This window comes from Enterococcus sp. AZ120, from assembly GCF_050546165.1.
Classification (GTDB): domain Bacteria; phylum Bacillota; class Bacilli; order Lactobacillales; family Enterococcaceae; genus Enterococcus; species Enterococcus faecalis.
Map to the genome: position 1 here is coordinate 1,622,554 of NZ_CP172950.1, position 12,590 is coordinate 1,635,143.

Below are 12,590 nucleotides of genomic sequence, written 5' to 3' on the forward strand. Positions count from 1 at the left end.
AAAATCAAAAATTTTTTATTTTAAAGGGTTACCCCTTTTAAAATCTCGTTTGCGGCAGCTTCATCTGTGATGAGCCACGTTTGTTTTGGTGCATTTTTCATATATGCGCGAATGGCTTTGGCTTTCGTTTTGCCGCCCGCAATTGCGACGACATAGGGGATTTCTTGTAAGTTTTTTAATTGAAGGCCAATTCGTGGAATTTTATAGACCACTTTTCCTTCTTCATCAAAGAAATAACCAAACGATTCTGCCACGGCATTTTTTTGTTTGAGCATAACCATTTCGTCGTCAGACATTTTTCGGCGTGCCGCCATGTGCAACGCTCGACCAATACTGTGCACCACACAGTTGGCATGACTAATTAACGTAAGAACTTCTTGAATCGAGGGTTCTTGTAATAAACTATTATACGTTTCACGACTCAATTGTTCTGGGACATATAACGCCCGGTAGTTACCACCCGTTTTGTTGGCCATTACAGCACTAATTGAATTGGCTTGGACAGAAACTGCTTCACCAATCCCTCCTCTGGCTGGAACAAACAAATTATGACGTTTTTCAGTTTCTAGTGATCCCATATTTTCGGCCACCATGGCCATTGTTGTCCCACCCATAACCGCAATTGTATTCTCACCATTTGGTAAGAGTAAATTCAGCGTATTGGTTAAGACATCTCCAAAGTCCGAAAGAACTTTCTTTTGGATATCACTATCTCCTGCAACAACGATACAACGTTGAATGCCAAAGTACTGTGTCATTTCTTTTTCGATTTGGTGCATACCAAGCAATTGATTCATGACTAATTCTAAGCCTTGGTAGACTTCCAAACCGCGTTCTGTTAATGTCATCCCGCTTTTTGAAGGTTCAATCAGGTTGAGTTGCTTTAAAACATCTGTTTCTGTACGCAAGACTCGCTCTGTAATTCCCATCGTTTCTGATAAACTTCTACGTCCAATAGGTTGCATCCAATAAATATTGCGAAGAATTTGGAATCTTTCTTGTAATACATCGAGCATATCTGGAGCAACTGCTTCAATCATTTTAAATTCTTTTAACATGATGCGCTCCTTTTGTGGGTCGAAATATGTCCAAGTAAGACTGAAAACGACCTATGAACTTTAAAAAAATAGAATTGATGTTCGTTTTTCCTACTATTTATTCATAACAGTATTAAAAGTACTTATCAATTACACACTTAGTGTACCAGTTTTTTTAGGTCTTTTCAATAAAAATGATTCTTTTTTCATCGTTTTCTTTCAAATCCAAACAAAGCATTCGTTTGTGAGAAACAATAGCGACTTATTTCCGAATAATCAGATCTAATTAAACCAAAAGCAAAGGAATTCACGAACGTCTTTCAATTAACTTCTTGTTTAAATGGGAATTTCAGGTCCTCTCACAAAGCATTTTTTACTTATTTTTCAAAAAAAGCAACGAAAGAATAGACACAGCCATTCTCTCGTTGCTTCATATCCTTTTATTTGTAATCTTCTTCGTAAAAACGTCCTAAAATTTTAACATTATCTGAGATGCTGACAAAGGCATTCGGATCACTTTCTTTCATGGCTGCTTCTAAACTTGGCAACTCAAAGCGTGTCACAATAGTTAGCAAAACAGTTTGGCGGTCGTGGCGATATGCCCCTTCCGCTTCATGAATAATTGTAATACCACGGCGCATTTTCTTTTGAATCTCATCCACGACTCGATCTGGGTTTTTAGTGACAATCATAACTTGCATTTTCTTTTGCTTAGTATAAACGGCATCTGTGACCTTCCCACTTACAAAAATTGATAACGCACTGTAGAACATGTACTGCCAGCCAAATAAATAACCTGCAACGAAGACAATTAGTGCGTTAAAATAAATTGAAATCGAGCCAACGGAACGCCCCGTTTTTTTCCGAATGGTAATGCTTAAAATATCTAAGCCCCCAGAAGAAACCCCGTTTTTTAAAACAAAACCAATTCCTGATCCAGAAATCGCCCCACCAAAAATAGCACAGATAATTGGATCTTGGGTCATCACCGTTTGCGGAACAATATGCATAAATAATGAAGTTAAAGTCACGGTAATGAAAGTAAAAATTGTAAACTTCTTACCTATTTTTTTCCACGCAATAAAGAATAACGGCACGTTTAAAAGATACAATGTAATGGAGACAGGCACATTAAAACCGACAATTTTTGTTGAGAGGGTTGTTAAAATTTGTGCCAAGCCTGTTAAGCCACTGGAATAAATATTTCCTGGTTGATAGAAAAAGTTCATGGCAATTGATGCAAGAATAGCATAGACAATCGACACGGAAAATTTTGTTGTATAGTCATGAACTGGCAGTCCGTCATAAATTTTTTTCATAAATAATAGCCTCGTTTCAGGTTTTCAATAAATTACATTTCTTTTCATATTATACGTGGTTTACCGAGAGAAAAAAAGAGATTCCTATAATAATTACGGAAGATTCATCAAATGTTTATAGAAATGAAAAAAGAACGAAATCTTAACGATTTCGTTCTTGGGTTGTTTCATAATGGGCTCTTGGTCCACCAATATATTTAGGACGAGAATATAATGCTGTAACATGGGCCGCACCTAACGTTCGAATGCTCAAGCGAAGAGGAACTTGCACATGTTTTACATGCATACCGATAGATGTATCGCCAATGTCAATCCCTGCTTGAGCAACAATATGTTCAACTTCCACAGGTTCATCAAATTTTTCAAAGGCAGCCACTGAACAAGAACCGCCAGCATGTAATTGTGGTACTACCGAGACAATTTCAAAGCCTTTTTCTTCAGCCACACGACGTTCCATCGCTAAAGCACGATTAATATGTTCGCATCCTTGGACAGCCAAAGAGATGCCTTTTTTATCTAATTGTTCAATTAAGGTTGAGACAATCCATTGTCCTACTTCGGCACTGGAATTTTTACCAATGACGCCACCTACTACCTCACTGGTGGTACAACCTAAAACAAATAGGTCCCCTTTTTGTAAATTTCCTGCTGTAATGACTTCTTCTGTAATTGTCACTAACTGTTCTTTTAACATTTTTTCATCGATAGTCATTTGTTCATCCTTCTTTCTTCTAAACGACCATTTTTTGGTAACACACGTTTTAATGTTTGACTAAGAGGCAATGCTACAATCACCCCAAATAAGGATTGAATGATATTCCCTGGTAATGAGGCAATCCCCGCACCCACGCCGTAAAGCCAGCTAGTCGCTAAAGCATACCCGCTAATCATGAGGAGACTGGCTAAAAGTAATCCTAGCGTTTGCATCTTTTTATTTTTATTAAAGAAGTGCCCTGCTAACCAACCTTGTCCGCCATGAATCAATAACGAAAAAACGAACCATTGTGGATAGCCTGACAATAAATCAATTAAACCACCGCTTAAAGCTCCGACTGTCAAGCCACCAATCGGACCAAAAAGTAAACTAGCAATGTAAATCCCTGCATCCGCCAATGTAACAAAGCCATTTGTTGCTGGGACGGGGATAATAAAGACCATTGACACAGCCACTGTTAAAGCGGTAATTACTGCATATAGACTAATTTTTCTTGTCATTATCCGCCACACCTCCTGCTAGTAATCCTTCATGCCACACACTTCCAAAAGCTGCATTTAGCTGGACCCCAGAAACAATGGCTTCATGAACGTATGTTTTTGCTAAATCAACTGCTTCAATTAACGGATATCCTTTAACTAAATTCGCACCAATTGCAGAAGCAAAGGAACAACCAGCGCCATCAATGGTGTGGGCCATTACTTTTTCTTTGACCAATTGAATATGTTGTTGTCCATCATAAAAAAAGTCACGTGCTTCTTGGCCAAGCCAACGATTACCACCTTTAATCACCACCGTTGCCGCTCCTAAAGAGTTTAACTCTTCCGCCGCTTGTTGGACTTCTTCGACGGTTGTTAATTTTCTGCCAATGAGTAATTCTGCTTCTTTTAAATTAGGCGTTATAATCGTTGCGAATGGAAAAAGTTTCTCAATCAATAACTGCATGTATCTTTTTTCATAAACTGAAGTCGTTTCTTTAAAAGCCAAGACAGGATCCAACACCACCGGCAGACCTGCGTGCTTTTTCAAAAAGGTTGCAATTTGTAACATACTTTCTTCACTGTGAATCAAGCCAATCTTGATGCCGTCTAAACTCCCGGCAGGTATGGAAGCGAGCTGCTCTTTCACCAAAGAAGTCTCCAGGTCATGAATCTGAAAATGATTCTTGGGGGCTGTAGCAAGGCAAGTTAAAGTTGATAAGCCAAAGACTTGATGATTTTCAAACGTTTTTAAATCTGTTTGAATCCCGCCACCTGAAAAAGGATCGGAACCGCCAATTGTTAAAATTATTTTTGTCATTTGTTTCGCTCCTTTATACACTCAGTTATCATACAAAGTTTTCTAAAAAGAAAAAACAGCCAATTGGCAGATTTTTAGCTCAGCCACTTTTTAAGTCTTTCGTTATCTTTTTCCTTCCCAAAGAAAGAGTGACCTCATCCGTCAATGAAGTCACTCTTTCTTTGGATTTAACACTTATTCGTCAATGGCTGTTACATCAATGTTTAATTCAAACAATTGTAATGGAGAAACTAAACTTGGTGCGTTGTTCATTGGGTCAATTGCTTTCCCGTTTTTAGGGAAGGCAATCACTTCACGAATATTTTCTTCCCCAGCCAATAGCATTGCTAAGCGGTCTAGCCCTAAAGCAATCCCTCCATGTGGCGGGAAGCCGTAATCTAATGCGTCTAGCAAGAAACCAAATTGGTCTTGTGCTTCTTCTTTTGTAAAACCTAACGTTTCAAACATTTTTTCTTGTAATTCTCGTGTATGGATCCGTAATGAGCCACCGCCTAATTCATAGCCGTTTAAGACAACATCGTAAGCTTCAGCATACACAGAGGCTGGGTCTGTTGCTAAGCGGTCCACATCCTCTGCTTTTGGTTGTGTAAATGGATGATGAGCAGAAACATAGCGACCAGCTTCTTCATCATATTCAAACAACGGCCAATCCACAATCCACAAGAAATTGAATTTCGATTCATCAATTAAACCTAATTCTTTACCTAAACGTGTACGTACCGCACCTAAAGCAGCGGCTACGATTTCAGGTTTATCGGCACCAAACATTAAAATATCACCGACTTCTGCATTGGTAGCAGCAATTAATTCATCACTAACTTCTGTTAAGAATTTAGCAATTGGTCCTTTTAAGCCATCTTCTTCAACTTTTAACCAAGCTAAGCCTTTTGCACCAAATTGACTCACATACTTACCTAAGTTATCCATATCTTTACGAGAATACTTATCTGCGGCGCCTTTTGCATTCAAAGCCTTCACATGTCCGCCATTTTCCAACGCTGCTTGGAAAACTTTGAAGTCTACGTCTTTCACTACATCTGCGACATCAATTAATTCCATAGCAAAACGAGTGTCGGGTTTATCGCTACCATAGCGTGCCATTGCTTCGTCATAGCTCATTCGTGGAAACGGAACAGAAATCTCAATTCCTTTTGTCTCTTTCATCACTTCAGCCAACATATTTTCTGTATATGTTTGAATTTCTTCTGGTGTTAAAAAGGTCGTTTCGATATCGATTTGTGTAAATTCTGGCTGACGGTCGCCTCGTAAATCTTCATCACGGAAACAACGAACGATTTGGTAATAGCGATCGAAGCCTGCTCCCATTAATAATTGTTTAAAGAGTTGTGGTGATTGTGGTAAAGCATAAAAATGACCGGCATGGACACGAGAAGGAAGCAAATAATCGCGAGCGCCTTCTGGTGTTGATTTGCCTAAATAAGGAGTTTCAATGTCTAAAAAGTCATGATTATCTAAATAGTGACGGATTGTTTTCGTTACTTGGTGACGTAATTTAATGTTGTTTGTCATTGATGGACGACGTAAATCTAAATAACGATATTTCATGCGCAATTCGTCATTAACGTTATTGTCATCTTCAATGGTAAATGGCGTTGTTTTCGCAGTATTTAAAATCGTAATGTCAGTCGCCATCACTTCAAACTCGCCAGTTTTCATTTTGGGATTAATCGCTTCTTTATCACGATAAACGACTTGACCTTTAACTTCGATGACGTATTCACTACGACATTTATCAGCAATTTCCCATGCTTCTTTTGACTTTTCTGGGTTAAAGACCACTTGGACGATTCCTTCACGGTCACGTAAATCAATAAAGATAACCCCTCCTAAGTCACGACGTTTTTGAACCCATCCTTTTAATACAACTTCTTTTTCAATAAATTCGGCAGATACATTGCCGCAATAGGTTGTGCGTTTTGCCATTTCTCAATCTCTCCTTTTTATTCTTCAATCATTTTTGTCATCATTTCGTCATACACTTCATCAAATGAATCATGGATAGCACTTAACGGGAAGGCTTTTTCTTCGCGTGTTGCCATTGATTTTACGTTGACAATGCCTTCATTCAATTCATTTTCACCGATTGTTAAAACTAATTTTGCTTGTAATTTATCGGCCGTTTTAAATTGCGCTTTTGGTTTGCGATTCATGTAATCACGATCAGCTGAGAAACCAAAGTTACGAATGCTTTGAACAAGTTGCAAAGCTGCGATGTTGGTTTCTGAACCAATCCCAACCACATATGCGTCTAATTCAGATAACGCTGGAATCACAACTTCTTCAGCTTCCATTGTTAACAACACTCGCTCAATGCCCATACCAAAACCAAAACCTGGTGTGTCTGGGCCGCCTAATTCTTCAACTAAACCATTGTATCGGCCTCCTGCACAAATAGTTGATTGCGCCCCCATTTTAGGCGCTTCACTCATAATTTCAAAAATTGTGTGTGTATAATAATCCAAGCCGCGAACCATATTACTATCAATTTCATAAGGAATTTCTAGTAAATCTAACATATCAGTTACTGCTTCAAAATGTGCTTTAGATGGTTCATTTAAATAATCTAAAATAGAGGGCGCTTCTGCGACAATCACCTTGTCTTTTTTATCTTTGCTGTCTAACACCCGCAATGGATTTTCGTGTAAGCGACGTTGTGAATCCTCGCTTAATTCTGCCATATGGGGCTCTAAATAATCGATTAATGCTTGACGGTACGTAGCACGTGTTTCTTTATCCCCCAAGGAATTAATAACTAATTTGATTTGTTGGATGCCTAATTGTTTGAAGAAGTCCAAAGCCATAGCCATGATTTCAACATCCAATGCTGGGTTTTCACTACCAAATGCTTCCACACCAATTTGATGGAATTGACGCAAACGACCAGCTTGTGGGCGTTCATAGCGGAACATCGGCCCCATGTAATAGGTTTTATATGGTTTCGTATATTCCGGACCATATAATTTATTTTCAACGAAGGCCCGAACAATTGGCGCTGTCCCCTCAGGACGTAGGGTCACGTGACGATCTCCTTTATCATAAAAATCATACATTTCTTTTGAAACAATATCTGTAGTATCGCCAACACTGCGAGATATTACTTCATAATGTTCAAAAATCGGGGTTCTGATTTCTTGGTATTGATAATCTTTAAAAATCAAACGAGCTGTTTCTTCCACAAATTGCCATTTTTCAGAAGTTCCTGGTAAAATATCGTTTGTTCCTTTTGGTTTTTGATAACTCATTGTCTTTCTCTCCTTCTATCATTCCACAAAAATGTGTGCGCCATTTTCTTTTTTCTAAAAATGAAAAAAGCCCTTGTATGTTGAACATACAAGGGCGTAAAAGTCTCTTTTACACGGTACCACCTAGTTTTGAAAGATTTTACTCTTTCCTCAACGATTAACGCTCGTAACGGGACGGCTTTTCTTCCGTCCATCTCCAGAATGTCTTTCACTTTCACTGTTGAAGTTGCTCTCAGCCACGGCAACTCTCTCTTCGCAGACAGATGAAACTTACTCGTTCCTTCGTAGATTTTTAATATTATCTATAAACTACTAAAGTTCTCTTAGAAAGTCAAGGGGTTCCGATAGGAAAATCAATTATTTTTCTCGTGTATCGATCACAATGGTCACTGGACCATCATTGGTCAACGACACTTGCATATCCGCGCCAAATTCTCCTGTGGCTACCGCTATTCCTTCTGCTTCTAATTGTTGATTAAATAATTCATACAAAGGAATCGCCACATCTGGACGAGCCGCTTCAATAAAACTGGGACGATTGCCTTTTTTAGTTTTTGCATAGAGGGTAAATTGAGAGATACTCAAAATTGATCCTTCAATCTCTTGAATACTGCGATTCATTTTTCCTTCGTCATCTTCAAAAACACGCAATTTACTGATTTTGCCAACAACATAAGCCACATCTTCTGGCGTGTCTTCTTGATGAATGCCCACCAGCACCATGAAGCCTTGTTTGATTTGTCCCACTATCTGCTCTTCTATCGCAACTTGTGCTTGACTGACTCTTTGAATAACTACTTTCATCTTTTTTGCCTCACTTTTAACACTTACCCATTGGTTCGACGAACACTATAAACATCTGGTACACTTTTAATTTTGTCAACGATGGTTTTTAAATGAGAAAGGTTTTGAATTTTCACAGTAACATGAATCTGGGCCATCTTATCTTTGGATGGACGAGCTTCAACGCCGACTAAATTTTTTGTCATCGAACTAATGACTTGTAAAACATCACTTAGTAAGCCACTACGATCATAGCCGTAAATCTCCAAATCGGCAGCGTATTCTTTGCGACTGTGCTCGGTATCTTCCCACTCAACTTCAATTAGACGTTGTGCTAGTTCTTCTTGATGTTGTACGTTAGGACAGTCCGCACGATGAATTGAAACGCCACGTCCTTTGGTAATGTAACCAACGATTTCATCACCAGGCACTGGATTACAACAGCGGCTTAAACGAATCAATAGGTTGTCCACCCCTTGAATCACGATGCCGCCTTCATGACGAACTTTCATTTTTTCTGATTCTTTTTTAGCTGGCTGATTTAACAACTCTTCTGCTTCTTGACGTTGGCGTTCCAACTCTTGTTCGCGGCGTTCTTTTTCTGTTAAACGATTGCACACTACTTGCGCACTTACTTCGCCATAACCTACTGCCGCAAATAAATCATCTTCCGTTTGAAATTTGAATTTATCTAGCACTTCCGCCATTTTATTCTTCGTTAAAAATTCTTTTGGTGTAAAGCCGATTTCTGTCATGTATTTAATGACAGCATCATGCCCTTTAATAATATTATCTTCACGGTCTTGTTCTTTAAAGAAACGTTTGATTTTATTTTTGGCTTTACTTGTTTTAACCATTTTCAACCAGTCGCGACTAGGTCCGAAAGAATTCGGTGATGTTAGGACTTCAATAATATCCCCATTTTTTAGGACATAGTCTAACTGTACCATTTTGCCGTTGACCTTCGCACCGGTTGTTTTATTCCCAATTTCAGTATGAATGCTGTAGGCAAAATCTAGTGGTCCGGAGCCTTTTGGCAGTTCGGTTACATCTCCACTTGGCGTAAAGACATAGACTTTGTCGCTAAAAATGTCTTCTTTCACACCTTGCATAAATTCAGAAGCATCGTAGCTTTCATCTTGTAATTCAATAATTTCATGGAACCAATCGACTTGTTTCGTCAGTTCATCTGTTTCAATTTTTTCCGCTTTGCCTTCTTTATAGGCCCAGTGAGCCGCCACCCCAAATTCGGCGATTTGGTGCATCTCATGCGTCCGAATTTGGACCTCTACTGGATTCCCTTTTGGCCCAATAACTGTCGTATGGATAGATTGATACATATTCGCTTTTGGCATAGCAATATAATCTTTAAAGCGACCTGGCATTGGTGTCCAACGTGTATGAATCGCCCCTAACACGGCATAGCAATCTTTAATGGAATCGACAATAACACGAATCGCTAATAAGTCATAGATTTCATTAAACTGTTTCTTTTGGTCCTTCATTTTACGATAGATTGAATAAATATGTTTTGGCCGACCATATATTTCTGCGTAAATTTCTAAATCTTCCGTAGCTAAACGAATATCTTCGACTGCTTCTGCCACATAAGCTTCACGTTCATCGCGTTTGCTTTGCATCAAATTAACAATTCGATAGTATTGGTTGGGGTTAATATAACGTAAGGCCGTATCTTCTAATTCCCATTTAATTCGACTAATCCCTAAGCGATGTGCTAAAGGCGCATAAATTTCTAAAGTTTCTTGTGCAATCCGTCGTTGCTTATCTTCACGTAAATGTTTTAATGTGCGCATATTGTGCAAACGATCGGCTAGTTTCACCATAATAACCCGTAAATCTTGCGCCATTGCCAATAACATTTTTCGATGATTTTCAGCTAATTGTTCTTCATGAGATTTATATTTAATTTTTCCTAGTTTCGTCACGCCATCGACTAACATTGCGATGTCTTCGCCAAATTCTTCTTTTAAATCGTCCAGTGTTACGTCCGTATCTTCGACAACATCATGTAAAAATCCTGTTGCTACAGTATGGGGATCCATATGTAATTCAGCCAGAATGCCTGCCACTTGAATCGGATGGATGATGTAAGGTTCACCTGATTGTCGGACTTGACCTTCGTGTGCTTTTTCAGCATAAGTTAATGCTTTTTGAACCAACTCAACATGTTCTGGTCCCATATAGGTACTTACAATTTTGATGACCGCTGGGCCTGTCAGTATTTCTTCTTTTGGCATGGTATTCACTCCTCTATGAAGGTGACCTTTGGATAAAGAACACTTCGTTCACGTTTTATCTATTTTAATAAAAAAGAAAAGTACCACTTGAAACAGTAGCACTTTCAACAACTCTATTATACTAAATTTCCCTTAAATTTCAATCACTGTCGCTTTTTTACTCTCTGTTTATTCAAAGAGAATGCCTACAAGAATTTTACAGGCGGGCTTTCGTTTAATTTAAAAGTTCCATTTGGTAGCTAACCGCACTTAAAAGATACAACGGTGCTGTTTCTGCTCGTAAAATTCTCGGACCCAACCCGCAAAGTTTCGCCCCAGCCTGCAGAAATTGTTCAATTTCTTGCGGTGCAAAGCCACCTTCAGGTCCAAAGAGCACACACAAACGTGCGCCTGGCTGGCAAGTGGATAATACTTGTGCTAATTGACTTTTTTCTCCTTGTTTTGCTGATTCTTCATACGCAACCAAGACTGTGTCATATGAGTCAAATTGCGCAATGATTTCTTGTGTTTTTTCCACCAAAGAAACACTTGGTGTCTGCTGCCGATGCGATTGCTCCGCCGCTTCTGTGGCAATTTTTTGTAATCTTTTTTCTTTGGCTGCTCTTTTTTTGTGGTCCCATTTGACAACGGAAGTTTTCGCAGGAAAGCCGATAAACTGATTGCCACCTAGCTCCGTGCCTTTTTGAACAATCCATTCTAACTTGTCCCCTTTTGGTAACCCACACGCAATCGTCACTTCAATTGGCAATTCTTTGTCCATTTCTTCTTTACTAATTTCTTTAAAGTAAACAGATGTTGAATCAATTTCCACAATCTCAGCTAAAATGGCAGTTTTATTTTGAAATACTAAATAACAACGATCATTCGGCGTCATTCGCATAACTCGCACAATATGATGATAGTTTTCATCTGCGACTTTATACAAATCTTTTTCTTGATAATCTTCTTTCATGAAATACCGTTGCATTTTACTCTTCCTCTGGTTTCTTCAAGATAATCGCATACCAATCGCCTTGATTAAAGAGTTGGTCCACCACAAACCCGACTTTCGTTAGTGCTTCTAAAACCATTGCTTTTTTATCTTCAATAATTCCAGAAATAATGAAGGTACCGTCTTGTTTTAGCAAACGCCAAGCATCTTCAATCATTAACACAATAATATCTGCCAAAATATTTGCGACGATTACATCAGCAGAATGGTCAATCCCTTTTAGTAAATCATTGGCTGACACATGAACATCGGCCGCAATGGGATTTAAATCCATATTTTCTTTTGCCGCTGCAACTGCTACTTCATCTAAATCATATGCGTAGACGTCTTTAGCCCCTAAATAGCGACTTGCAATACTCAAAACACCAGAGCCCGTTCCTACATCTAGAACTGTTTCGCCACCACGTAAAACAGTTTCTAAAGCTTGCAAGGTTAAACGAGTCGTTGGATGCGTACCTGTACCGAAAGCCATGCCCGGATCCAATGTGATAATTTTTTCTGCTTCATCTTGTGCGTGATAGGCTTCCCAACTTGGCACAATCGTTAAGAATCGTGTGACACGGACAGGATGATAATATTTTTTCCAAGCAGTTGCCCAGTCGCTTTCTGCTACTTCACTAATTGTCATTTCGTTTTTACCAATGGATAAGCCGTACTCAGGCAAGCGTAAAATATTTTCTTTCATAAATGGTAAAATTTCTGGTAAGAAGGTTGTTTCAGGAAAATAAGCCATCACAATCGCCCCTTCTTTAATGTGGGTGAATTGCTCTTTATCTAAAATTTCCCCATACAGATCACTTTCAAAATTTTCAATGTCCAACGCATCTTCAATGGCCACACCACTTGCGCCAGCTTCCATCATAATGTTTGAAATTGCTTCAACTGCTTCGCTAGCCGTTTCTACTTTTACTTCTGTCCACTTCAT

General features: G+C 38.9%; 12 protein-coding genes. All 12 read right to left on the reverse strand.

Annotated elements, in window-relative coordinates; translation table 11 throughout:
• Positions 1 to 20: 20 nt before the first annotated feature.
• On the reverse strand, positions 21 to 1,058 hold the full coding sequence (locus IGJ46_RS07830; protein WP_002357092.1) for a sugar-binding transcriptional regulator: 1,038 nt from the start codon (positions 1,056 to 1,058) through the stop codon (positions 21 to 23).
• 419 nt (positions 1,059 to 1,477) lie between these two features.
• Complete coding sequence (locus IGJ46_RS07835) at positions 1,478 to 2,356, reverse strand: YitT family protein (protein ID WP_002357090.1); 879 nt, start codon at positions 2,354 to 2,356, stop codon at positions 1,478 to 1,480.
• Between the two features lie 142 nt (positions 2,357 to 2,498).
• The gene (locus tag IGJ46_RS07840) at positions 2,499 to 3,068 is read right to left on the reverse strand and encodes a TIGR01440 family protein (protein WP_002365825.1); all 570 of its coding nucleotides are present in this window, start codon (positions 3,066 to 3,068) and stop codon (positions 2,499 to 2,501) included.
• Positions 3,065 to 3,571: an ECF transporter S component gene (locus IGJ46_RS07845; RefSeq protein ID WP_002357086.1), complete on the reverse strand. Its 507-nt coding sequence runs from the start codon at positions 3,569 to 3,571 to the stop codon at positions 3,065 to 3,067. Before IGJ46_RS07845 ends, IGJ46_RS07840 begins: the two co-directional genes overlap by 4 nt.
• A complete protein-coding gene (locus tag IGJ46_RS07850; RefSeq protein WP_002385835.1) occupies positions 3,555 to 4,391 on the reverse strand; it encodes a bifunctional hydroxymethylpyrimidine kinase/phosphomethylpyrimidine kinase in 837 nt (278 codons plus the stop codon). The genes IGJ46_RS07845 and IGJ46_RS07850 overlap by 17 nt, the downstream gene beginning before the upstream one ends.
• Before the next feature lie 153 nt (positions 4,392 to 4,544).
• Entirely contained in the window at positions 4,545 to 6,314 is a 1,770-nt protein-coding gene (gene aspS, locus IGJ46_RS07855; protein ID WP_430613731.1) for an aspartate--tRNA ligase, read from the reverse strand.
• Positions 6,315 to 6,331: 17 nt separating this feature from the next.
• Positions 6,332 to 7,633 carry a histidine--tRNA ligase gene (hisS, locus tag IGJ46_RS07860; protein ID WP_002360033.1) on the reverse strand — a complete coding sequence of 434 codons (1,302 nt, stop codon included), beginning with the start codon at positions 7,631 to 7,633 and terminating at the stop codon, positions 6,332 to 6,334.
• The gene (locus IGJ46_RS07865) at positions 7,630 to 7,851 is read right to left on the reverse strand and encodes a hypothetical protein (protein WP_002383130.1); all 222 of its coding nucleotides are present in this window, start codon (positions 7,849 to 7,851) and stop codon (positions 7,630 to 7,632) included. Before IGJ46_RS07865 ends, hisS begins: the two co-directional genes overlap by 4 nt.
• A 139-nt stretch (positions 7,852 to 7,990) precedes the next feature.
• Positions 7,991 to 8,437 carry a D-aminoacyl-tRNA deacylase gene (gene dtd, locus IGJ46_RS07870; protein ID WP_002357080.1) on the reverse strand — a complete coding sequence of 149 codons (447 nt, stop codon included), beginning with the start codon at positions 8,435 to 8,437 and terminating at the stop codon, positions 7,991 to 7,993.
• A gap of 23 nt (positions 8,438 to 8,460) precedes the next feature.
• Positions 8,461 to 10,674 carry a RelA/SpoT family protein gene (locus tag IGJ46_RS07875; protein WP_002357079.1) on the reverse strand — a complete coding sequence of 738 codons (2,214 nt, stop codon included), beginning with the start codon at positions 10,672 to 10,674 and terminating at the stop codon, positions 8,461 to 8,463.
• 214 nt (positions 10,675 to 10,888) lie between these two features.
• Positions 10,889 to 11,641, reverse strand: coding sequence for a 16S rRNA (uracil(1498)-N(3))-methyltransferase (locus IGJ46_RS07880; protein ID WP_002357078.1), 753 nt, complete (start codon positions 11,639 to 11,641; stop codon positions 10,889 to 10,891).
• A 1-nt stretch (position 11,642) separates the two neighbouring features.
• Positions 11,643 to 12,590 (reverse strand): 50S ribosomal protein L11 methyltransferase, encoded by a 948-nt coding sequence (prmA, locus tag IGJ46_RS07885; RefSeq protein ID WP_002357075.1) that lies wholly within the window; start codon positions 12,588 to 12,590, stop codon positions 11,643 to 11,645.

Coding starts and splice junctions, on each gene's coding strand:
- IGJ46_RS07880 (WP_002357078.1), bottom strand. CDS start 11,641: ATGCAACGGTATTTCATGAAAGAAGATTATCAAGAAAAAGATTTGTAT.
- IGJ46_RS07840 (WP_002365825.1), bottom strand. CDS start 3,068: ATGACTATCGATGAAAAAATGTTAAAAGAACAGTTAGTGACAATTACA.
- IGJ46_RS07875 (WP_002357079.1), bottom strand. CDS start 10,674: ATGCCAAAAGAAGAAATACTGACAGGCCCAGCGGTCATCAAAATTGTA.
- hisS (WP_002360033.1), bottom strand. CDS start 7,633: ATGAGTTATCAAAAACCAAAAGGAACAAACGATATTTTACCAGGAACT.
- dtd (WP_002357080.1), bottom strand. CDS start 8,437: ATGAAAGTAGTTATTCAAAGAGTCAGTCAAGCACAAGTTGCGATAGAA.
- IGJ46_RS07835 (WP_002357090.1), bottom strand. CDS start 2,356: ATGAAAAAAATTTATGACGGACTGCCAGTTCATGACTATACAACAAAA.
- aspS (WP_430613731.1), bottom strand. CDS start 6,314: ATGGCAAAACGCACAACCTATTGCGGCAATGTATCTGCCGAATTTATT.
- IGJ46_RS07830 (WP_002357092.1), bottom strand. CDS start 1,058: ATGTTAAAAGAATTTAAAATGATTGAAGCAGTTGCTCCAGATATGCTC.
- prmA (WP_002357075.1), bottom strand. CDS start 12,590: ATGAAGTGGACAGAAGTAAAAGTAGAAACGGCTAGCGAAGCAGTTGAA.
- IGJ46_RS07845 (WP_002357086.1), bottom strand. CDS start 3,571: ATGACAAGAAAAATTAGTCTATATGCAGTAATTACCGCTTTAACAGTG.